Origin of the sequence: Paracoccus sp. TRP (genome assembly GCF_000185925.1) — a bacterium.
Taxonomy (GTDB): domain Bacteria; phylum Pseudomonadota; class Alphaproteobacteria; order Rhodobacterales; family Rhodobacteraceae; genus Paracoccus; species Paracoccus kondratievae.
In genome coordinates, this window is sequence record NZ_AEPN01000051.1 from 1 (window position 1) to 20,218 (window position 20,218).

The following is a 20,218-nucleotide window of genomic DNA, read 5'->3' on the forward strand; positions in this document are numbered from 1 at the left end:
GGGTCACGTCTCGACGGAAATCAACACCGTGAGCTTTCAACCTACTGAGGATATGACCATGCAACAGATCATCGCATCAGCGGCACCGCACCTGCTTGAGCTGGTGAGCCTCGCCATCACCGCAATCATCGGCTGGGCCGCAGCCGCCGTGCGCCGCAAATGGGGCATCGAGATCGAGGCTCGGCACCGGGAGGCGCTGCACTGGGCGCTTTACTCAGGGGCACAGCTCGCGGTCAAAAATCAGCTCACCGGCAAGTCCGCCGTCGACCTGATGCTGGAATACGTCCGCCGCAGCGTTCCTGACGCCATCGGCAATCTGCGCCCCTCGGCCGAGGTGCTGACCGATCTGGCGCAGGCCAAGCTGGAGCAGGTGGTGGCCGAGCGAGGCAAGGACGCGCTGGCAGAGGCGTTGAGGCGGGCAGGGGTATCCTGAACCGATATCGCACCGATAACCCGCCCCGGGCCACCGAGGCGGGCTTTTTGCATTAGGATCGTGCCTGCCATTTCGCGATATCGGTGGTCCTCCCTGCCGTTCTGTCGCCGCCTGACCGGATCAGTGCGTTTTGCGGTTGGCTTCGAGTTTTCGCTCCAGATAGTCGCTGGACATATCGCTCAGCCACTGTTCAGCGGAAAGCAGTGCCCTGAACGTCGTCTCATCCAGAGCGCTGCCCTCGACCGGTGCTGTCCTGCGCTCCTGCCGTGCACGGCTCAGCAGATATTCATAATGCTTGAGGACGGAGGGTGCATCGAGGATAGCCCCGACGATGGGCGTCAGGACCAGCTTAAGGGCCAGTATCTCAGCCTGAAGATCGGTGTCGGGGGATGGGTCGGTGGCTCTGTGCATTTTGTTCACATGACTGCCTTTCGATAGCGTCGATATCTGAAAACCAATCGGCCTCCGCTGCTCAGGACTTCCTCTGTCGCCCGGCAGACGCCCTGGCTGGAGGCTCGCCAAGCGCCTGCCAGTTGACCGATGCCCGCGCGATATGCGTGTCGCCCCAGGTGACGAATTCGATGACAAAGCCTTCCGCCGTCACATCGACAGCTTCCATTCTGAAGCGCAGGTTCTGGTCATGCGCGGCATCTATGCCGCTGAGCCCGAGGCTGACACAGGGCACTTCACCGAAAGGTGCGGTGAAGCCCACGGTGACCCGGACGTTGCGGTCACCCTGACCCGTCCACATCGGCAAGCCCGTATCCACATGATTGAACAGCTCACCCGAACCATTGATCATTTGCAGATCGCCTGCCCAGATCAGCTTCTGCGAGAAAGGCGAATGCGCTGCATCCAGCATGTTACTCACTCCGGTTCTGACGCCCCCTGACCAAAGCCAGGGGGCTGAGCCCGTGCTCAGAGCATCGGTTCGGGGGCGGAGGGGGTTTCGGCAGCATTGCTGCCGTTCTTCTGGCGCAGTCCCTCATTGTAGCAGATCTTGTCAGCCGTCTCGACGCTCATGCTTTCCGGACGCTGAATGGCGCGATCCCAGCGCACGATCTCCCTGGTATAGAGCTGACAGACGACCGGCCCCGCCGCTGTCTCGATAGTGACAGGAGTGCTCTCGTAATCTTTCGGATCGATGGAGCAGGCGGCCAGAGCGACAAGCGCCAGCAAAGGAACATATTTCATGGTTTTCATCTGTCCTCTTGTTCAGTTTCCCGGAGAGCATGACAGGGACCATTGAACCTGATCCCTGATGCCCGTGCTGTAGTGTTCGATTGAAAAACACGGCTGTATGATGGTCTTGCAGACAGTGACTGGCGAATACTTGCTGTCACTGCATTCATGAGGCCCCAATCGGACTGGGGGCCTCTGCTTCCTGAATTCCCTCTGGTGCGAGGATCGACAGGAACGATGCAAGACCGGTCATGATCCGGCGGGCCTCGCCCTCTGGCATGTCTGCTGCAAACTTTGCTACGACTGTCGCAGCTTCGCGCAATGCGTCATACTGACCGTCCCGATAGCCTTCGGAATACCATTGCTGACGCTGCCCGGGTCCCAGATGAAGATCAACGAGCGCCTGCCATTCCCGGTCTGATATGACGGAAGGGAGGGGCTCGCTGATCAGCTCGCGACCCGACTCGTTAAATCCATTACTCATTGCCGATACCCTGTTACTTTCTACCACTCCGCAACCGGCGCGATCAGTTGCAAACCATCACGGAGGGGAAAATACCCACCTCTAATCTGCTGTAAGTTGACAATATTCAGTATTAACGCGTCGCAACCAGTGGCAGGTTATTCTGCAAATGGCGCATTCCCATTTTGCGGGCCTTACGGCCTGAAGGCAGGAAGCGCGCCGGTTGCGGGACATAGTCTGGATCTTCCAGTTCCGGGAAGAGCGTGAAGATCTCTTCGAGCGCGGCTTTCCCAACTGATTTCAGCGCTTCGGGACCGGTGAACAGGGACTCGGTCTCTGCGCCGTTGGAGATCACCACCTCATGACGGTCGAACAGGATGTGGAAATATTCGACTTCCTGCATGTCGGTGGCGATATCGATCCCGTCGAGCAACACGAGCTGTTTGGCAGCGACCAGGACTTCATCGGTGCCGAACATCTTTCGGGCAATCTTCGAGCGCACCAGCACGCGGTGCTGCGGTGAAACCAGCAGATCAGATGAGGGCACTCCGTCACCCAAGGCACCAGCCTTGATGCGGATGGGTCGCAGCTTAGGCAACACGCCAAGCTCGCTCGACCGCAGCTTACGCGACCCGATCCAGCGGATCGGCTGAAGGGCATGATCGCGCGTCACAACAAGATCCCCAACCTGCAAGTCTTCGACTGCAACTTCGCCCCTGTCAGTCACAATCAGCGTGCCACGCGCAAAGCACACAATTGTGCCATTTGTATCGGTCAAGGTGGCATCATTACCAATTCCGGTTGCCGAACCATAATCAGCGTAGTTCGAATCAGTACAGAACTGTCGGTAATTAGGCGTTCCATCAAGGTCGTCCCCATCTATATGGGTAAGCGTCGTGCCCGGGGTGTACAGCCCTTCGGGCCCTTCGACATATTGACCAGTCGTTGCATCCCATGCACGTGAAATCGAAACCCCAACAGGATCGTTCTCTATATAAAGACCGGTAATCCTATAGTAATATCCTGTGTTTGGGTCGACAGAGATGAATTCCCAATCCGCTTCTACTTCACTTCCTGCAGGATAAGTGACGCCATTTATGGTAACCGGAGAGATTAACTCTGCGCCGCCATCATCGGGATAATCCCCGTCAGCAACCTCTCCCACGGTCGTAACACGCGACGAGAAGGAAAACTCCTTCCCTACATATGACCCTACAGTACTTGTATCATCGCTTTCCGAACCCTGAATGATTTCAGGGTTATTCATTCCAGAAAAACCTATGATTCCGAATTGAAACGACATGTCTACCTCAGAGATTATGCTTCACTAGCACAGGTTGAGAATTCTCGCCGAACACGGCTATAGCGGGTTTGTTCTTGCCACGAATTTTAAATGCCTAGGGCATTATATAGCGACCCAACACGGGCTGCGGGTGGTGTGAATAAGCCGCGTCAGGTGCGATAAATTTTAGCCGGATGCTGACTATGATTGCGTGGAGGTGCAAAACTGGTGGTTTTTGACAACAGGAAGCAAAGTAGGTATCAGCGAAAGGAATCGCTTGTGAAAACCCGAATTCCGGCGCGCATGGTGGCGCTTCCAAAAACCACCGTTTGTGTCAATACTTTTTCGACAAACGATCGCCCTGCAACACGAGGAATAGGTTCTTCCTTGTGTTTTCCAGTGCATTTCGATGAATGCGGGGATAACAATGGAGACCCCAACCGATGATCATCGGCTACGCACGCGTTTCGACAGACGATCAACGCCTCGACATGCAGCTGGCTGCCCTCAAGGATGCAGGCTGTGACAAGCTCTTCCAGGATCACGGCGCTACGGGCTCGAACATGGACAGGCCCGGACTGGAGAAGGTTCTGCGCGCGCTGAAGCCCGGCGATACGCTGGTGGTCTGGAGGCTCGACCGGCTGGGGCGGTCCCTGACCGATCTGGTGAGGTTCATCGAGGAACTCGGCGAAAGGGGATGTGAGTTCAGATCCCTCAACGAAGCGATCGACACCAGCACGTCAGGTGGGCGGTTGATCTTTCATATCATGGCCGCCTTTGCCGAGTTCGAGCGCAATCTCATCAGTGAACGTACACGGGCCGGGTTGATTGCAGCGCGTCAACGCGGACGGCGTCTCGGCAGGCCGCCGATTGCCCTGAGCGATTGTGATCTGTCCGAAGCACGGCGTGCGCTGGTGGAAAGAAGGGAAAGGCTCGGGGAGATTGCCGCCCGCTATCGGGTTTCGCCCAGCACCCTGCGCCGCCGCCTGAGCGCAGAAGGGCAGGAAAGGCGCGAACCATCCCAGAGACCCCGCAATGGGGCGGGCAGAGCGCGGCCTGTCCAACGTCGCAGTGCAGTAGTGCAAAAGCTCATGGGCAGCACATTTACTGCCTCCAGAATCTCTTGTTGGAACCCCCGAAAAACAGCAGTGATCGCGCCCGCAGGCCTGAATCTGCTGCTGCATGCCTGTCCCGCAGCTCACCCGTCCGTAGGTATATTTGAGACATCAGAACTTGAAGTTGATCTGAAGGAACCTGAAGCCGTTATGAGTATTCCGTTCCCTCAGATGCAAGGTGGTATCGGCCTGTGCCCGACCATGCCTAAACCATTTATGCGGGATATCGCTGCTGACCGATGGCGGCCCCCGCAGTCAGCGCGCCGGTCTGCTGCTGCTGGATCAGATAGCGGCGGGGTGTGGATGATAAAAGAGCCGGACCCGAAGGCCCGACTATGTAAGCAAAACGGTTTGAAACAAAAGCCCGCTGCGGATCGTTATACTCCCTACATGCGGATAATGTGGGGCGGCTGATGTGCGGACGTTTTGTGGATCCTAACCTGCGCGGGACCGATTTCGAGATTTCGCAGACCCGGCTGAACCCGTACCCGCGCCGCTATAATATCAAACCGACACAGGACGTGCTGGTAGTGACGGAGGAATCGCCTGAGGGCGAGATGGCCCGCTGGTGGCTTGTGCCGTCCTGGCACAAGGGCGAGATGAAGGATTGGAAGGCCACCACTTTCAACGCGCGGATCGAAGATGCGGCGCGCAAGCCGACGTTTCGCGGCCCTTGGCGCTATGGCCGCTGCCTGATTCCTGCTGGTGGCTATTACGAGTGGACCGGTGAGAAGGGCAGCAAGCAGCCACATTTTATTACCGGCGCTGGCAACGAGGAGACGCTCTGGTTTGCCGGCCTCGTCTCGCGCTGGAACGGCATGCTGACCTGCACCATCGTCACCCGCCCGGCGAATGCCACGGTGGCCGACATCCACAGCCGCATGCCGGTGATCCTCAATGCAAATGAGCGAGACGCGTGGATGGCCGGCAGCGATGATCCCGATATCGGGGCAGGCGTCCAGTTGCGACACCATCCTGTGGCGCGCTTTGGGATTGCGAGCGACGGCCCCGAATTGATCGAGCCAGATGTTGCGTAGCGTCGATGTGATGCTGCCCCTCTAGACTCGGTCGTTCTTGTTGTGTTCCTGTCATGGAATGCCAGAATCGCCTGCCCGCTATATCGTCCATATCTGGTGCCATTGCGGCCATGAGGGTCCGGCAGGGCTGGATCATTGGGTGCATCGTGACGAGGTGCTGCGTCGGGCGCGATGCACAGTTTGCGGGCGCAAGGGCGCTAAGACCATGATCGTCCCGACAGAGTTCCCAAAGATGGGTTGCGATCCCGCCGCCGATCTGGAGGCGCTGCGACGGGAAAGAGGGTGGTGATTACGTCGCTGATTGTTACTCCTGACGCCGGGAGGCTATCTTGGAAATAGGGAGCCCTGTTGCCGGTCCGGCGTGGGTGGATCATAATTGCAAATTAGCAACTCAGGGACCTGTTCTGATCCTGCGCTGCTGATCGTATATGTCGTTTGTACCTCGGTTATTTGAAACTGGCTGAATGTCTCTCGGATCTGCGGCACGTCATTGATCGACAGGACAAACCTCCCCCTGATGCTTGCCAACATTTCAGCCATGCGCTCGAAGTCTGACCGCGCAAACATTGCTTTGCCGTAATCATCTTCGCATCCCCAGTACGGCGGATCCAAATAAAACAGGGTGGTTGGCTCGTCGTAGCGCGGAATAAACTCTGCCCAGTCCAGACACTCTATCACCACCCCAGATAGTCGTGTGTGCAGATCCTCAAGCATCGGCTCAAGTGTCGACAGGTTGAAACGGGCGCTGCGCCCGATTGCCACACCGAAATTTCGTCCAGACACCTTCCCACCGAAAGCGGTACGCTGCAGGTACAAGAAGCGCGCGGCCCGTTCGAGGTCTGTCAGAGTAGTGGGATCAACCCGGATCAATCGTTCAAACTCGGCTCGCGTGGTGAGGCCAAATTTTAATACGTCCAAGAATTGTACGTAATGGCGCTGCAGAATACGAAACAGATTAGCAACGTCGCGCCCCTTGTCATTGATGACCTCTGCGGCGGGTCGCCGTGTCCGGCGGAGGAATATTCCCCCCATTCCAATAAACGCCTCGGCGTAGGTTTCGCAGGGCGTAGAATCAATTATAGCACAGACCCGCTTGGCGAGATTGCGCTTTCCGCCGAGCCATGGCGCGACGGGCGATATAGGACTGACCGGCGTAGACATGATTTCCCATTCTCCGAAATGCGCCCGCGATCATAAGCTAGACAAGGTTCGATTTTCGATACCCAAGGGGGAAATTAGGGGCACATTTTGGGACACATTTTGGCGCACAGGAGTGCTATAAGGTATTGAATTTCAAGTGGTGCGATGTGCTACTGGCGGAGGGGATGGGCCTGACGTCCAACCTTCTCCACCTTAACTGATTGATTTAAAACGATCACGAGAGTTCGCTTCGCCCGTTTGGGCACGATGGTTGCTCTGCAGCGAACACCATTGTGTGCACCACATTTATCGTCTATCGACGATTGGCGACCATGGGGATTGCTCATGCAGGATTCTGACACCGAGATCGCTGACCGGGCCAAGGCGCTTGCGCATCCGGCACGGCTGCGCATCCTCCGGCTGCTGCTGGCCACGCCCGGCTGCATCGGCGGCGACATCGTGGAGGCTGTCGGCCTCGCACAATCCACGGTGTCCGAGCATCTGCGCATCCTGAAGGCCGCCGGGGTCATCACCGGCGAGATATCTGGCCCGCGTACTTGCTACGCGTTGAACCCCGCCGCGCTCGAGCCGCTGGCAGAATTCATCGGCACGCTGACCGCGCCGTCCGCCGCGGTCTGCTGCATGCCCGACGAGAAGGAACTTTCATGAGCCTGTTTGAACGCTGGCTGACCCTCTGGGTCACCCTCTGCATCCTGGCCGGGCTCGTCCTCGGCAGCCTCGTGCCGGGTCTCTTCGGCGCGCTGGCCGCGCTGGAGGTCGCCTCGGTCAACCTCGTCGTCGCCGTCCTGATCTGGGCGATGGTCTATCCGATGATGATCGCGGTGGATCTCGGATCGCTCAAGGCGGTGGGGCAACGCCCGAAGGGTCTCGTCATCACGCTGGCGATCAACTGGTTGATCAAGCCCTTCACGATGGCGGCGCTTGCGGTCCTGTTCTTCAACCATGTCTTTGCCGGGCTGATCGATCCTGAGCGCGCACCGGAATACATCGCGGGCCTGATCCTGCTCGGCGCCGCGCCCTGCACCGCGATGGTTTTCGTCTGGTCGCAGCTGACGAAGGGCGATCCCAACTACACGCTGGTCCAGGTCTCCGTGAACGACCTGATCATGGTGGTCGCCTTCGCCCCCATCGTGGCCTTCCTTCTGGGCGTGACCGACATCAGCGTCCCGTGGGAGACGCTGATCCTGTCGGTCGTACTCTACATCGTCATTCCCCTGATTGCGGGTCTCCTGACGCGCCGGGCGCTGATCGCGAAAGGCGGCGAGGCCGCGGTGACGGCGTTCACGGCACGGATCAAACCGGCCTCGGTCGTGGGTCTCCTGATCACCGTCGTGCTGCTTTTCGGGTTTCAGGGGCCGGTGATCCTCGCGCAACCGCTGCTGATCGCGCTGATCGCGGTCCCGATCACCATCCAGTCCTACGGCATCTTCGCGCTCGGGTATGGATGGGCATATCTTTGGGCCGTGCCACACCGGGTCGCCGCGCCCTGCGCGCTGATCGGCACGTCGAACTTCTTCGAACTCGCGGTCGCCGTGGCGATCGGGCTGTTCGGGCTGAACTCCGGGGCGGCTCTGGCCACAGTGGTGGGCGTGCTGGTCGAGGTGCCGGTTATGCTCAGCCTCGTCGCCTTCGCCAACCGGACACGCGAGAGGTTCCCCGCGTGAGCACATTCCCGGTCGTCATCCACCACAATCCCGACTGCGGCACCTCCCGCAACGTGCTCGGGTTCATCCAGGCGGCCGGGTACGAGCCGACCGTCATCGAGTACCTGAAGGAGGGCTGGACGCGCCCGCAGCTTCTGGCGCTGTTCGCAGCCGCCGGGATCACCGCGCGCGAGGCGCTGCGCATTGCCCGCTCACCTGCCGAGGAGATGGGGCTCACCGCGCCGGACGTCTCGGACGAGGCATTGCTGGACGCCATGACGCGCCACCCGATCCTCGTGAACCGCCCGATCGTCTGCACGCCGAAGGGCGTCAGGCTTTGCCGCCCGTCCGAGACTGTCTTCGACCTGCTCGACAAGCTCCCTCCGGGTCCTTTCGCCAAGGAGGACGGCCAATTGATCATAGACGCCGAGGGAAACCGGATTGTCTGACACCCTGACCGATCTGACCACACCACAGCTCGACGAGACGAATTTCGCCGCAATCGACCACGACCGGCTGCTGTCCCCTGCCATCAGCACGCATCCGCCCCGCATCCTGATCCTCTACGGCTCGCTCCGGGCGCGCTCGTTCAGCCGACTGTCGGCCGAGGAGGCCGGGCGCATTCTCACTGCATTCGGGGCGGAGGTCCGGTTCTTCAACCCCTCAGGCCTGCCGCTGGTCGATGACGGCGTGGATGCCAGCCACCCGAAGGTGCGCGAGCTGCGCGATCTGGTAGCCTGGTGCGAAGGCATGGTCTGGTCCTCGCCGGAGCGGCACGGCGCCATGACCGGCCTGATGAAGACGCAGATCGACTGGATTCCCCTGTCCGAGGGCGCCGTGCGACCGACGCAGGGCAAGACGCTGGCGGTGATGCAGGTGTCGGGCGGCTCGCAGAGCTTCAACGCGGTCAACCAGATGCGGGTTCTCGGGCGCTGGATGCGGATGCTGACCATCCCCAACCAGTCCTCCATCCCCAAGGCGTTCCAGGAGTTCGACGAGACGGGACGGATGCGCCCGTCGCCGCTCTACGACCGGATCGTGGATGTTATGGAGGAACTGGTGAAGTTCACGCTGCTCACGCGCGAACGGAAGGCGTATCTCGTGGACCGCTACTCGGAGCGCAAGGAAACAGCGGCCGCGCTCATAAAGCGGGTGAACCTCTCCGCCGCAACCTGAGCGCGCGGCGGGTTCGCGAGGCCCGTCCGCGCCGCCTCATGTCCGCCTGAGTGCTAGCAGAGCGATGAACGAGGCGATGCCGATCGCTGCTGTCAGCCAGATCGCCGAGAGGCCCCAAGCCGTCAGCGCGGCGCCGAAGATGAGGGGCGCCGCAGCCTGAAGGATTCGGGCAGGAGCATTGAGCCAGCCGATCCGCCGCCCGTATCCCGCCGGTCCGAAGAGCGCGAGGGGCAGTGTGCCCTTCGCGATTGTCAGGATGCCGTTCCCCGCCCCGTGCAGAAGGGCGAAGGCATAGGCGGCGGGCCCCCCGAAACTCACCAACGCCACGGCGGCCACGGGATGCGCCGCAGCAGCAAAGCGTGTCGAGACAAGCGGATGGAACCGGCGCAGCAGGCCGAACTCCAGCACCCGTGCCGCGACCTGCGCCGGGCCGATGAGCGCGCCCGCCGCGATGGCAACCGCAGTGCTTGCCCCGGCGGCTTGCAAAAGGCCGGGCAGGTGCGCGGCCATGGCGGTCGAGTTGAACCAGGTCGCAGCGAAGACGAAGGCTAGCAGCCAGAGCGCAAGGCGGGACGGCGGCGGCCCCTCTTCGATCGGCGTCGCCTCTGCGGCTACCGTCCTGGTTCCCTTCGGCAGCCACGCGTTCAGCGGCAATGCCACGACCAGGTGGATCAGTGCCCATCCAAGGCAGGCTTCCCGCCAGCCCCACGTCGCGAGCATCACCCCAGAAAGTGGCCAGCCGACGGTGCTCGCAAACCCGGCGATGAGGGTGATCCCGGTGATCGGCCCGCGCGCGTCCTTGCCGTAGATCCCTGCCAGCGTCGCGAACCCCGCCTCGTAAAGCCCGATCCCCATACCGAGCCCGATGACAGCCCAGCCCGCGAAGAGGACGAGGGGCGAGGGAGCCACGGCGAGCAGCCCGAGGCCCGCCGCGAAGACCAGGTTCGACAGCATCAGGACGCCGCGCCCGCCAAAGCCGTCGATCCGCGCCCCGGCCCAGGGTCCGACCATGGCCGAAACCACCATGGCCATGGAGAACGCGCCGAACACCCAGACCGGCGAAAGGCCGAGGTCTTCGGCCATGGGTACGGCCAGAACGGCCGGGATGTAGTAGCTGGAGGCCCAGCTGACGGTGAGGGAAGAGCCGAGCGCGGCGACGACAGGTGCGCGCCGCGCCGGTGACAGTCTTGGGATCATGATGGGGCTTCGATCAGGAAGGGAGCGGCGAGGCAATGCGCCCCGCCGCTGGCGTTCATGCCACCTGCGTCCAGAGCTGGAACAGCAGCCCCGATGCGAAGGCGCCAATCAGGGACAGGCCGATATACACCGCAAAGACCTGTGGCCGCGCCAGCGCCCAGACCGCCATGGCCGCCGGGATCGAGGTGACGCCACCCGCGACGAGAAAGGCCATTCCCGCCCCCGGCGCCATGCCCTGCTCGATCAGCCCGCTGACGAGCGGCAGTGCAGCGTATCCGTTCAGATAGGCCGGCACGCCCACCAGCGTCGCGGTCACGATCGGCAACAACCCCTCGCCTCCGAGCGCGGCGGTGACGGTTTCCGCCGGGATCCACGCAAGCATCAGGCTCTCGAGGATGAATGCCAGCGTCAGCCACTTGGCGAGGAACAGCGTCGTGGTCAGCGCCGTCTTGCCGAACTTCGCCCGGCGGTCCGCATCGGTCCAGAACTGCCAGACCACGGGCTTGGGCGCGCGGATCTTCGCGCCGCCGCAGCCGCCGTTCCCGATCCCGTCGCGCAGCGGGTCGGCGAAGGCGCCGCCCTTCATCATCAGGTGTACCACCGTCCCGCCGAACACGCCCAGCCCGATGGCGGCGAGCGTCTTGGCCACCGCGAACTCGAGGTCGAGCACGCCCGCCGTCAACGCGAACATCGACGGGTCCATGATCGGCGAGGCCAGCCAGAAGGCCATCACCGCCGAGAGCGGCACGCCCATCGCCAGCAGCGCCGCGATCAGCGGGATCACCCCACAGGAGCAGAAGGGCGAGACGCCCCCCGCCAGCGCGCCCAGCCCGATCATCAGGATCGGCGCGCCGGTGAAGGCCTTGGCGATCAGGTTGTCGGCCCCCGTCGCATTGGCCCACGCGGCGATGGCGATCGATAGGATCAGGAACGGCGCCGTGTTCAAGAGCGCGGTGCCCGCGAAGAGCGCAGAATCGGCGGCCTGGGGCGTGTCGAACACCGCCAGCGCGCCAAGGATCAGCGCCGAGGCGAGCCAGACCCGCTGGTCCTGCCACAGGTGGCGCAGAGCGGACCGGAGGCCGGGTGTCGGGAGGGTCGTGTCAGTCATCACCAAATCTCCGGAATTGCAGTTGTTTCAGGGCAAGAAAAAGAGCACGCGCATCTCACGCCGCATCCTCTGAAGAGCGGACCGCAACACCGGCGCAGCATTCGGAGGTCAGGAATCCGACAACACGGTGCATCGCGGGAAAATCGACCCGGTTGAACACCTCGCGGCCCTGCTTGTCCTGCAGCACCAGCCCCGCATCGACCAGCGTCGAGAGGTGATGCGCCAAGGTCGACGGGGCGAGTCCGAGGTGCTCGCCGATATCGCTGACCCGCAGCCCGTCGTCCCCGGCCTTCACCAGCAAGCGAAAGATCGAAAGGCGGGCATCATGCCCAAGGGCGGCAAGGGCGCGGGCGTTCGGACTGGTCGTGGTCATGACGTAAAAATAACTACAATCCTAGTTTTGTAAATGATTCTTCTGGACGATCCAGGAGCCGCGCCCGGAATGGATGCCCTGCGTTACGCGTGGCCCCGAAGGCAGCTTGCGCCGCAGGGCTCGCGCTCGACCTGAATCGTGCTGTGCGCGATCCCGAACCCGTGCTCCAACCCCTCGGCAAGTTCGTGCAGCACCGCATCGGTGTCCTGCGCCTCCGTGACCACATGCACCGCGAGCGCCGTGCGGGTGGTCGATAGCGGCCAGATAATGCGCCTTGATCCATATCAACCTCCGTCACCCCCCACGCGCGCATGAGCAGTAAACACTGCTGGCCATCGCCAGGGCGTTGGCTGCGGCCTGTCAAACAGCCTTGCTTATTGCCATTTTCCGCTGCAACCCTTATGCGGCAGTGTAGCGAACCTGGACCTGGAAGCGATTCCGGGTGGCTCTTCCGGCCGCCGATCCGCCGGACAACCACAAGAAAACGGTGCACTTGCACGCCGATCTCGCGCAAGCCGCAGGACCGGTATCGGACAACATTTACATGATCTCACTCGACGTCTACCGCGCCCAGTGGCTGGGCAACATACGCGGCGACCTGCTCGCCGGGCTCGTCGTGGCACTGGCCCTCATTCCCGAGGCAATCGCCTTTTCCATCATCGCGGGGGTCGATCCCAAGGTCGGGCTCTACGCCTCCTTCTCGATCGCTGTCATCACCGCCATCACCGGCGGGCGGCCCGGCATGATTTCCGCTGCGACCGCCGCCACGGCGGTCCTGATGGTCACGCTGGTGCGCGACCACGGACTGCAATACCTGCTGGCCGCGACGGTGCTGGCCGGACTGATCCAGATCGGCGCCGGCGTCCTGAAACTCGGCTTCGTCATGCGCTGGGTGTCGAAATCGGTGATGACCGGCTTCGTCAACGCGCTCGCGATCCTGATCTTCATGGCCCAGCTGCCGGAACTCGACCCGCGGGACGTGACGTGGATCACCTACGCGCTCGTGGCCGCGGGGCTCGCCATCATCTACCTCTTTCCGCTTCTGACCACGGCCATTCCCTCGCCGCTCGTGACCATCGTCGTGCTCACGGGGCTGTCCGTCGCGCTCGGGCTCGACGTGCGGACGGTGGGCGACATGGGCGCGCTGCCCGACACGCTGCCGGTCTTCCTGATCCCGCAGATCCCGCTCAACCTCGAGACGCTGACGATCATTCTGCCCTATTCGGTGGCAGTGGCCGTCGTGGGCCTGCTCGAAAGCCTGATGACACAGAACATCGTCGATGACCTGACCGACACGAAGTCAAACCGGAACCAGGAATGCATCGGTCAGGGGCTGGCGAACACCGCCACCGGCTTCATAGGCGGGATGGCGGGCTGCGCGATGATCGGGCAGTCTATCATCAACGTGAAATCAGGCGGGCGCGGGCGCCTGTCTGCCGCCGCTGCCGGCGTCTTCCTGCTGATCATGGTCGTCGGGCTCGGCGACCTGGTCAGCATCATCCCGATGCCCGCGCTGGTCGCGATCATGATCATGGTGTCGATCGGGACATTCTCCTGGTCGTCGATCAAGGCGCTTCGGGTGCATCCGAAATCGTCGTCCATCGTCATGATCGCGACCGTTGTCACCGTGGTCTACACCCACAACCTCGCCATCGGGGTGCTGGTGGGCGTACTGCTGTCGGGCGTCTTCTTCGCCGGAAAGATCGCGCAGCTGTTCCGCGTGACCTCGGACATAAGCGCGGATGGGCGCGTGCGAACCTACCGCGTCGAGGGCCAGCTGTTCTACGGCTCCGTCGAGGATTTCATGGATGCCTTCGACTTCAAGGAGGCCCCCGAACGCGTGGTGATCGACGTGAGCCGTGCGCATATCTGGGATATCTCCTCGGTTCAGGCGCTCGACATGGCGATCCTGAAATTCCGTCGCGACGGCGCCGAGGTCGAGGTCGTGGGCATGAACGCGGCGACCGAGACCCTGGTCGACCGGCTTGCCATCCATGACAAGCCCGGCGCCATGGACAAGCTGATGAACCATTGAGGGAGGAAAGACCCATGACAGACAAGATCATCGCCCTCGTGGACGGCTCCATCTATTCCGAGAGCGTCTGCCACCACGTCGCCTGGATTGCGCAGCGGACGGCCGCACCGGTCGAGCTGATCCATGTGCTGGGGCGACGCGAGGCCCCGGAAAAGTCGGACCTGTCCGGTGCGATCCGGCTGGGCGCGCGGACGAAGCTGATGGAGGAACTGGCCGAGATCGACGCGCAACGCGCAAAGCTCGTCGGCCATCGGGGTCGCGCGATCCTCGAGGATGCTTGCGCCATCGTGGACCGGGATGGCGTGACCGAGATCACCACCCGACTGCGCCACGGTGACATCGTCGAAGCCATCGGCGAGATCGAGGGCGAAGCGCGAGTAATCGTCATCGGCAAGCGCGGCGAGGCGGCGGATTTCGCGAAGGGACACCTTGGCTCGAACCTGGAACGCATCGTGCGCGCGGCGCATCGACCCGTCTTCGTCGCCGCGCGTGCCTTCAAGCCGATCGAGTCCGTGCTCGTCGCCTATGACGGAGGACGCTCGGCGATGAAGGCGGTCGATCACATCTCGCGCAGTTCCTTCTTCGCGGACCTGCCTGTCACCGTCGTGACCGTCGGAAACGAGACGCCGGAGGTCACAAAGGGCCTTGCAGACGCCAAGGCCTTGCTTGCCGCTGCCGGGATCGAGGCGCAGACGCGCATCGTGGCCGGGCAACCGGACGAGGAACTGGGCAAGATGGTCGAGAAGGATGGTTTCGGCATGCTTGTGATGGGTGCCTACGGCCACAGCCGCATCCGAAGCCTCGTGATCGGCTCCACCACGACCGAGATGATGCGGTCCTGCAAGGTTCCTGTCCTGCTCTTGCGGTGAGCGCAATGACGGACCCCACTCCGGAGGAGCTGAAGACAGCGTTTCTGCCGCGGCTCCGCGACGAACTGGATGCCTTGCGGTCCGCGTCCGCTCAGACGGCGGCGGACCGCAGACCTGTCGAGCTGGATCAGCAAAGCGTTGGTCGGCTCAGCCGCATGGACGCGATGCAGCAACAGGCCATGGCGGCAGCTCAGGAAACACGGCGACTTGGACGCGTCTGGGCTCTCGAGGCAGCCATCCGTCGAATTGATGCGGGGGAGTTCGGTTGGTGCCACGACTGCGGCGAGTTTATCGGCATGCGTCGGCTCGAACTTGAGCCTACCGTGATGCGGTGTCGAGACTGCGCAGGCTGACGAGGTAAGCGACGCGGCTGCCGCGAATGCACGCCGTGCTCTGTCGAGAGCCAGACAGACCTGGCTTCGGCTGTTCCGACCGGTCGCGCCAGGCCTTACGGCAGGTCACACGCCCGCACCTGGTCGCGCAGTACGACATAGTCGCTCATCATCTCCGCCAGCACCGAGCGTTCAGGCAGCAGCAAGAGCTCGTCGGCCGCACGCGCCTGGAGACCGCGACTGTACTCCACGGCCGGCGGACATGCAGACAAGCCGCCAGGTTCAGAACCGACCGTCGCGCAGCCGCTCAGCAAGCTCGTCGCGGTCGCGAGGGCGGCGGGCTGCCGCTTCCAGCATCTGGCGTTGGACATCATTGGCCTTCTCCGTGGTCTTAAGGCGTTCGGCGAGGCGTCCCGCTCGCTCTCCGGAGCGGCGCAGCGCCAACAGGAACAGGAGCACGGCGAGCGCGATGGCGCCGTAGTGCAGCGCCGCCCGCGTCCACGGGCTAGCGGCTAACCCGGTCAGAAGCGCGGCGATCACCGCCGCCCCCGGCGCCAGTCGTCGAGGCGGGCATAGATCGTGACCGCGTTGCCACCGAGTGCCACCGCGATGAACACCCAGCGGAGCGTATCGAGATACGGGACCAGCGGCAGGATCGCGGTCTGGGTCTCGGCCAGAACGCTCTGCGCAACCTCCACCCCGGCAGCGCCCAGCGTGGCTACGCCTGCCGCGCCACCACCCTTCATCGTGCGGCTGTCGGCCAGCACTTCGCGCGCGGGCGGCGTTTCGGCTGCAAATGCCGTCGCCCGCACCGGGAACCGCTCGCCCCACTGGCGCACGGGGCCGAGGTCGACGTGCATGAAGCCCGAGCGCGGATAGAAACCGAAGCCGAGGAACCCAACCTCGCGGGCTGCCGCCTCGAAGGCCACCGGGTCGTGGTTCGCCATGGCGATGTCGAAGGCGGCGCCATCGAGATGCTTCGACCGGGTGGCGCCGCCGACAGCGCGATTGTGCTCGGGGCTGCGATAGGCGGAGCGGACGATCAGCGGCTTGCCCAGCCGGTCGCGCAGCGCCTGCAGCCTGTCGAGCGCCATTTCGTTGATCAGCAGTTTGCCAGTACCCCGGCAGGCGATCTCGGCCGGGCTGAAATTCGGCCAACGCCAGCCGCTCTCCGGCACGTCGCGCCAATGGCGGTGGAATGTCGTGGTCATGGTGTCCTCCCAGAAAAAAAACCCCGCCTCGACGGCGGGTCATTGCGGGCTGATGAATGGTGATGGGGCGCGGCTACGGGCTGCCGCCGAAGATCTTCAGCTTGATGGCGATGCCCGCGAGCAGCGCCAGCATGACGCCGGTGGTGATCATGCGGACGGCGGTCTGCATGGCGGTGCGGCGCACCAGCCGGATGCAGTCCACGAGGGAGCGCAGATCGCGGATGTCGAGGGCTGCCTCGTCGCCGTCGAGGCCGACATCGGCGAGCGCGCGTTTCGCCCCCTGCTCGGCGGCACGGGTCAGCATCGCCTTGAGTTCGGCGTTCGACCGGTCAGAACTGTGCGGTGTCATCGGCGCCTCCCCCATTCTGGGCCTCTCACGCCTCAACCAGCATCTCGAAATAGGCGCCATCCTCGCTGGGCCGAGGATCTTCCTTGAGATCGAAGATCACCGCGTCGATGAGGGCCCGCCATTCCGAGGTGATGGCGCGGGTCTCGGCGCTGGCGCGGATCGTCAGGATGGCGGGTGCTTTCGAGCCCAGCCGTGCCTGCATGACGGCCTCGGAGCCGCGCAGATAATGAACATGGCACCAGAGGGTGAAGCGATCCTCCCACCCTTGGATCAGCATCCCGTCCGGATCGCGGATGATCACAGCCTGCTGGAAGGTGACCCGGCGCCGCAGGCGTCCGGCAACCATTCTCACAGCCGGATCCTGCGATAGGGGGCGAGCAGCGCATCGACCGCCATGGGCAGCGCCGATGGACTTGCCCCGAGGCTGACCGCCTCGCGATGCTCATACCAATGCGCGATCAGCAGCAGCATGGCCTGACGGATTGCCGCAGGCACATCGGCGGGGGCGCCATAGCCGGCGGTGAAGGTGATGGCCGCGGGGCGGCCGAAGCCGGCCAAGGGTCGCAGCAACAGCCGCTGGTCCTGCAGCGCGATATGATAGTCGAGATCAACGCCCGCGGCATCGGTGAACACCGCGCTGTCGATCTCGCTGTCCGGAAACGGCAGCAGGATCGGGCCGGTGAGGGCATCGAGGTCCATCTGCCAGGATTGCGTGACTAGGCAACGACCGAGAATGCCGGCAGGGCCGTCCAGCCAGGCGGTGGCCGCATCGATGCTGTGCTGGATCAACAGATCCTCGTCATCATGATCGACGCGGAGCTGGGCCTTGGCTTCGGCCAGCGTGATCGGCACCGCCGCAGGCGCCGTAATGCGGGTGAGCGTGAACATGGTGAAATCCCTGATGCAGAGCGCGGGCGGCCTTCACCGCCCGCGGCATTGCCATCACGCCTGATCGGCCTGCGGGTTGATCTGGCCGTGGCCCTTGATCACCAGCGCGGCGACGGGCGTGCCGGTGGTATGGCTGCCGGAAAACGCCGCCAGCAGCTTGAGGTAGCGCCTGGTCCCGACATAGCCAAAGCGGTAGACTGCGGCGGTGGCATGGGCCGCGACCAGCGCCTTGACGATGCCACCTTCACCGACAGCCGCGACCCCCAGCAGATCATCCACGGTGACCGCCTCATAGCTGCTGTCGTCATCGGAATGGGTCAGGATGAACTCGATCCTGTTGGTCGAGGTGAAGGTGATGCCGCCCACACCAATGGCGAGAATGATCTCGGCACCGTCATGACCGCGCAGATCAATGGCCACGGGGGTGCTGTCGTCGGTGAGGGTGGCAGCATTGATGGCCGCGGCCACCGAGAGACTGGAATGCAGATCCTTCATCGGATCCTCCTGTGCAGGAATGTGGGTGGGAAGACGCGGGCTGAACCCTGCCGCGCGCGCGCCTTGGTTCAGCCGGGCGATCAGCTGGCCGCGATCTTCAGCAGCTTGATGGCATCAAAATTCTGCACCCCGCCACCGACGCGCTTGGTGGTATAGAAATGCACATAGGGCTTGTTGGTGAAGGGATCGCGCAGCACCCGGATGCCGAAGCGGTCGACGATCAGATAGCCGCGCCGGAAATCCCCGAAGGCGATCGGGAAAGCTCCGGCGGCGATATCGGGCATGTTGTCGTCATCGCTGATCGGATAGCCGAGCAGCGTTGCCGGCTGGCCAGCCTGGACCGGGGGTTGCCAGAGATAGAGCTCCTCGGTCTTCGACTTCAGCTTGCGGATCGCAGCCTGCAGCGAGCGGTTCATCAGGAAGCGGGCATTCTGCCGGTAGCCCTGCTTCAGCCCGTAGACGAGGTCGATCAGCGCATCGACGCCGTTGTGGCTGGCATCGGTCAATGCGGCCGCGACGCCCGAGGCGGTGTAGCCGATCTTGCCCCAGGCGTAAGAGGCATTGGCGACCGTGTCATAGGCCAGGATGCCGCGGGGCCTGTTCACCCCGTCGCCGGTGATGAAGGCGGCAGCCTCGGCCTCGGCGAAGGCGGTCGAGACCTCCTCGGCCAGCCAGGCAGCGATATCGACGCGCGCATCGTCGAGCAGGGTCTGGGTCGCGGCGGGGTTGGCGTAGATTTCCATTGCCGGGAAGGCCAGTTCCGCCAGGGTGGGCGTGGCGGTCTCGGGCCGGGCCTGGCGTTCGCCGACCCAGCCGGCCGCAGCGCCCCCCTGATTGACCAGCTTCTTGTAGCTGCCGGCCGAGATCGAGATGACGCTGGCGATCGACCGCATGGCCGAGACCGAGCCCAGCACCCGGTCGATGGTCTGTTCCATCTGATCAGGCACGACATAGCCGCCATCGGGATCGCTGTCGGTGCGGAGCGCGGCCTTCACCTCCAACTCCCGCAACCCGGCCTCGACCCCGCGGCGGAAGAACTGGTTGAAGGCGCGGGCGTGCTCGCGGGTCTCGGGGCTGTCCGACCGATCTACGCTGCCGACACCGCCGCCGAGCCTGGCTGCCGCCAGCATGGCATTTGTCTCGTCGAGCGCGCCCTGAAGCCGGGTGATCTCGGCATTGATGCGTTCGACCTTCTCGGTCTGCACGACATCGGCGAAGCGGGCGTTGATGCTGCTGATCTCGGCCTGATGCTCGTCCTTGAAGGCGGCAAAGGCGCGGTTCAGATCGGCAAGGATGGCGTTCGCGTCGCCGGTCTCGGCGCGCACGCGAACGGCCCCGCGAATGCGGGGGGATTTCTGGATGCCCATGATGGTTTCCTTATGAGCGGATGGTGTCGATGAGCTGCCGGATGGCGCTCACGGGGATGCCAGCGTTCTGCGTGGCGGGTTCGGCAGCGTTGCGCGTGTCGGTAATCTGTTTCAGCATCGCGCGCCGCTCGCTGCGGGGGATGCCTTGCTGCGCCAGAGCCGCGTCGATGCGGCGCCGCGCCTGAATGTCGGGGCGCGACTGCGCGCCGCTCTGCGGTGACTGCGCGGGCAGGCCAGCGGCCGAACCCTCGACCATGCAGTCGGCCATCCCGGCCGCAATCGCCTCCTCGGCGCTGAGAAAGGTCTCGGCATCCAGCAACGCGACAACCTCGACCTGTGGCCTGCCACTGCGGGCGGCATAGATCCCGGCCAGCGCGGCATCGAATGTCTCGAAGAGCGCAGCGGCCTCAGCCATGTCGTGGCGATTGCCGATCACCACGCCCCAGGCATTGTGCAACATCAGGAAGCTGCCGGGTTGTTGATTTCCGTCGAGACGTGACCC

General features: G+C 63.2%; 28 protein-coding genes, 1 pseudogene and 1 other annotated feature. Of the genes and pseudogenes, 11 read left to right on the forward strand and 18 right to left on the reverse strand.

Annotation, left to right across the window (positions count from 1 at the left end):
- Positions 1 to 433: hypothetical protein (locus PARACOCCUSGL_RS20820; protein ID WP_010399375.1), on the forward strand; the 433-nt coding region annotated here is incomplete at its 5' end.
- 120 nt (positions 434 to 553) lie between these two features.
- On the opposite strand, the gene PARACOCCUSGL_RS0117255 is transcribed toward PARACOCCUSGL_RS20820, so the two are convergent.
- The 5 genes from PARACOCCUSGL_RS0117255 to PARACOCCUSGL_RS21625 form a co-directional block, all read right to left on the reverse strand.
- On the reverse strand, positions 554 to 844 hold the full coding sequence (locus tag PARACOCCUSGL_RS0117255; RefSeq protein WP_010399376.1) for a hypothetical protein: 291 nt from the start codon (positions 842 to 844) through the stop codon (positions 554 to 556).
- Positions 845 to 905: 61 nt separating this feature from the next.
- Positions 906 to 1,295, reverse strand: coding sequence for an H-type lectin domain-containing protein (locus PARACOCCUSGL_RS0117260; protein WP_010399377.1), 390 nt, complete (start codon positions 1,293 to 1,295; stop codon positions 906 to 908).
- A 56-nt stretch (positions 1,296 to 1,351) separates the two neighbouring features.
- On the reverse strand, positions 1,352 to 1,636 hold the full coding sequence (locus PARACOCCUSGL_RS0117265) for a hypothetical protein (protein WP_010399378.1): 285 nt from the start codon (positions 1,634 to 1,636) through the stop codon (positions 1,352 to 1,354).
- Positions 1,637 to 1,781: 145 nt separating this feature from the next.
- Positions 1,782 to 2,099, reverse strand: a complete 318-nt coding sequence (locus PARACOCCUSGL_RS0117270; protein ID WP_010399379.1) for a hypothetical protein — start codon at positions 2,097 to 2,099, stop codon at positions 1,782 to 1,784.
- 112 nt (positions 2,100 to 2,211) lie between these two features.
- Positions 2,212 to 3,381, reverse strand: coding sequence for a Hint domain-containing protein (locus PARACOCCUSGL_RS21625; RefSeq protein WP_083825857.1), 1,170 nt, complete (start codon positions 3,379 to 3,381; stop codon positions 2,212 to 2,214).
- A gap of 422 nt (positions 3,382 to 3,803) precedes the next feature.
- Between PARACOCCUSGL_RS21625 and PARACOCCUSGL_RS22480 the strand changes: the two are divergent.
- From PARACOCCUSGL_RS22480 to PARACOCCUSGL_RS21855, 3 genes and pseudogenes are all read left to right on the forward strand, one after another.
- Positions 3,804 to 4,349, forward strand: a pseudogene (locus PARACOCCUSGL_RS22480) (recombinase family protein); the annotation flags it as partial.
- A gap of 539 nt (positions 4,350 to 4,888) precedes the next feature.
- Positions 4,889 to 5,512 carry an SOS response-associated peptidase family protein gene (locus tag PARACOCCUSGL_RS0117285; RefSeq protein ID WP_010399385.1) on the forward strand — a complete coding sequence of 208 codons (624 nt, stop codon included), beginning with the start codon at positions 4,889 to 4,891 and terminating at the stop codon, positions 5,510 to 5,512.
- A gap of 58 nt (positions 5,513 to 5,570) precedes the next feature.
- Positions 5,571 to 5,801: a hypothetical protein gene (locus PARACOCCUSGL_RS21855; protein ID WP_138918377.1), complete on the forward strand. Its 231-nt coding sequence runs from the start codon at positions 5,571 to 5,573 to the stop codon at positions 5,799 to 5,801.
- 35 nt (positions 5,802 to 5,836) lie between these two features.
- On the opposite strand, the gene PARACOCCUSGL_RS0117290 is transcribed toward PARACOCCUSGL_RS21855, so the two are convergent.
- On the reverse strand, positions 5,837 to 6,673 hold the full coding sequence (locus PARACOCCUSGL_RS0117290) for a DNA adenine methylase (protein ID WP_010399387.1): 837 nt from the start codon (positions 6,671 to 6,673) through the stop codon (positions 5,837 to 5,839).
- A gap of 324 nt (positions 6,674 to 6,997) precedes the next feature.
- On the opposite strand from PARACOCCUSGL_RS0117290, the gene PARACOCCUSGL_RS20830 reads away from it, so the two are divergent.
- The 4 genes from PARACOCCUSGL_RS20830 to arsH are packed head-to-tail and all read left to right on the forward strand — an operon-like array spanning position 6,998 to position 9,492.
- Complete coding sequence (locus tag PARACOCCUSGL_RS20830; protein ID WP_010399388.1) at positions 6,998 to 7,321, forward strand: helix-turn-helix transcriptional regulator; 324 nt, start codon at positions 6,998 to 7,000, stop codon at positions 7,319 to 7,321.
- Entirely contained in the window at positions 7,318 to 8,337 is a 1,020-nt protein-coding gene (arsB, locus tag PARACOCCUSGL_RS0117300; RefSeq protein ID WP_010399389.1) for an ACR3 family arsenite efflux transporter, read from the forward strand. Before PARACOCCUSGL_RS20830 ends, arsB begins: the two co-directional genes overlap by 4 nt.
- The gene (gene arsC, locus PARACOCCUSGL_RS0117305; RefSeq protein WP_010399390.1) at positions 8,334 to 8,765 is read left to right on the forward strand and encodes an arsenate reductase (glutaredoxin); all 432 of its coding nucleotides are present in this window, start codon (positions 8,334 to 8,336) and stop codon (positions 8,763 to 8,765) included. Before arsB ends, arsC begins: the two co-directional genes overlap by 4 nt.
- Positions 8,758 to 9,492 (forward strand): arsenical resistance protein ArsH, encoded by a 735-nt coding sequence (arsH, locus tag PARACOCCUSGL_RS0117310; protein WP_010399391.1) that lies wholly within the window; start codon positions 8,758 to 8,760, stop codon positions 9,490 to 9,492. The genes arsC and arsH overlap by 8 nt, the downstream gene beginning before the upstream one ends.
- Before the next feature lie 36 nt (positions 9,493 to 9,528).
- Here arsH and PARACOCCUSGL_RS0117315 read toward each other — a convergent pair whose 3' ends face one another.
- From PARACOCCUSGL_RS0117315 to PARACOCCUSGL_RS22075, 4 genes are all read right to left on the reverse strand, one after another.
- Entirely contained in the window at positions 9,529 to 10,689 is a 1,161-nt protein-coding gene (locus tag PARACOCCUSGL_RS0117315) for an MFS transporter (RefSeq protein ID WP_010399392.1), read from the reverse strand.
- 55 nt (positions 10,690 to 10,744) lie between these two features.
- On the reverse strand, positions 10,745 to 11,797 hold the full coding sequence (locus PARACOCCUSGL_RS0117320; RefSeq protein ID WP_010399393.1) for a permease: 1,053 nt from the start codon (positions 11,795 to 11,797) through the stop codon (positions 10,745 to 10,747).
- A gap of 55 nt (positions 11,798 to 11,852) precedes the next feature.
- A complete protein-coding gene (locus PARACOCCUSGL_RS0117325) occupies positions 11,853 to 12,170 on the reverse strand; it encodes a helix-turn-helix transcriptional regulator (RefSeq protein ID WP_010399394.1) in 318 nt (105 codons plus the stop codon).
- 83 nt (positions 12,171 to 12,253) lie between these two features.
- The gene (locus PARACOCCUSGL_RS22075) at positions 12,254 to 12,400 is read right to left on the reverse strand and encodes a hypothetical protein (RefSeq protein ID WP_158004479.1); all 147 of its coding nucleotides are present in this window, start codon (positions 12,398 to 12,400) and stop codon (positions 12,254 to 12,256) included.
- A 189-nt stretch (positions 12,401 to 12,589) separates the two neighbouring features.
- Positions 12,590 to 12,646: a sequence feature (sul1 is cis-regulatory element that is thought to sense ions involved in sulfur or methionine metabolism; They are found in Alphaproteobacteria), on the forward strand.
- Between the two features lie 68 nt (positions 12,647 to 12,714).
- On the opposite strand from PARACOCCUSGL_RS22075, the gene PARACOCCUSGL_RS0117335 reads away from it, so the two are divergent.
- The 3 genes from PARACOCCUSGL_RS0117335 to PARACOCCUSGL_RS0117345 are packed head-to-tail and all read left to right on the forward strand — an operon-like array spanning position 12,715 to position 15,427.
- The gene (locus tag PARACOCCUSGL_RS0117335) at positions 12,715 to 14,205 is read left to right on the forward strand and encodes a SulP family inorganic anion transporter (protein WP_010399398.1); all 1,491 of its coding nucleotides are present in this window, start codon (positions 12,715 to 12,717) and stop codon (positions 14,203 to 14,205) included.
- A 14-nt stretch (positions 14,206 to 14,219) separates the two neighbouring features.
- Entirely contained in the window at positions 14,220 to 15,074 is an 855-nt protein-coding gene (locus PARACOCCUSGL_RS0117340) for a universal stress protein (protein WP_010399399.1), read from the forward strand.
- A 5-nt stretch (positions 15,075 to 15,079) separates the two neighbouring features.
- The gene (locus tag PARACOCCUSGL_RS0117345; protein ID WP_010399400.1) at positions 15,080 to 15,427 is read left to right on the forward strand and encodes a TraR/DksA C4-type zinc finger protein; all 348 of its coding nucleotides are present in this window, start codon (positions 15,080 to 15,082) and stop codon (positions 15,425 to 15,427) included.
- A 261-nt stretch (positions 15,428 to 15,688) separates the two neighbouring features.
- Here PARACOCCUSGL_RS0117345 and PARACOCCUSGL_RS0117355 read toward each other — a convergent pair whose 3' ends face one another.
- The 8 genes from PARACOCCUSGL_RS0117355 to PARACOCCUSGL_RS0117390 form a co-directional block, all read right to left on the reverse strand.
- On the reverse strand, positions 15,689 to 15,946 hold the full coding sequence (locus PARACOCCUSGL_RS0117355; RefSeq protein WP_010399402.1) for a hypothetical protein: 258 nt from the start codon (positions 15,944 to 15,946) through the stop codon (positions 15,689 to 15,691).
- On the reverse strand, positions 15,943 to 16,617 hold the full coding sequence (locus tag PARACOCCUSGL_RS0117360; protein ID WP_010399403.1) for a D-Ala-D-Ala carboxypeptidase family metallohydrolase: 675 nt from the start codon (positions 16,615 to 16,617) through the stop codon (positions 15,943 to 15,945). The genes PARACOCCUSGL_RS0117355 and PARACOCCUSGL_RS0117360 overlap by 4 nt, the downstream gene beginning before the upstream one ends.
- A 73-nt stretch (positions 16,618 to 16,690) precedes the next feature.
- On the reverse strand, positions 16,691 to 16,966 hold the full coding sequence (locus PARACOCCUSGL_RS0117365) for a DUF6127 family protein (RefSeq protein ID WP_029372593.1): 276 nt from the start codon (positions 16,964 to 16,966) through the stop codon (positions 16,691 to 16,693).
- A 25-nt stretch (positions 16,967 to 16,991) separates the two neighbouring features.
- Positions 16,992 to 17,312 (reverse strand): phage head closure protein, encoded by a 321-nt coding sequence (locus PARACOCCUSGL_RS0117370; RefSeq protein WP_010399406.1) that lies wholly within the window; start codon positions 17,310 to 17,312, stop codon positions 16,992 to 16,994.
- Positions 17,313 to 17,314: 2 nt separating this feature from the next.
- On the reverse strand, positions 17,315 to 17,854 hold the full coding sequence (locus tag PARACOCCUSGL_RS0117375) for a head-tail connector protein (RefSeq protein WP_010399407.1): 540 nt from the start codon (positions 17,852 to 17,854) through the stop codon (positions 17,315 to 17,317).
- 54 nt (positions 17,855 to 17,908) lie between these two features.
- The gene (locus PARACOCCUSGL_RS0117380; RefSeq protein ID WP_010399410.1) at positions 17,909 to 18,349 is read right to left on the reverse strand and encodes a hypothetical protein; all 441 of its coding nucleotides are present in this window, start codon (positions 18,347 to 18,349) and stop codon (positions 17,909 to 17,911) included.
- 80 nt (positions 18,350 to 18,429) lie between these two features.
- Positions 18,430 to 19,716 (reverse strand): phage major capsid protein, encoded by a 1,287-nt coding sequence (locus PARACOCCUSGL_RS0117385; protein ID WP_010399411.1) that lies wholly within the window; start codon positions 19,714 to 19,716, stop codon positions 18,430 to 18,432.
- A gap of 10 nt (positions 19,717 to 19,726) precedes the next feature.
- A partial coding sequence (locus PARACOCCUSGL_RS0117390; RefSeq protein ID WP_010399412.1) for an ATP-dependent Clp protease proteolytic subunit occupies positions 19,727 to 20,218 on the reverse strand: 492 nt, incomplete at its 5' end.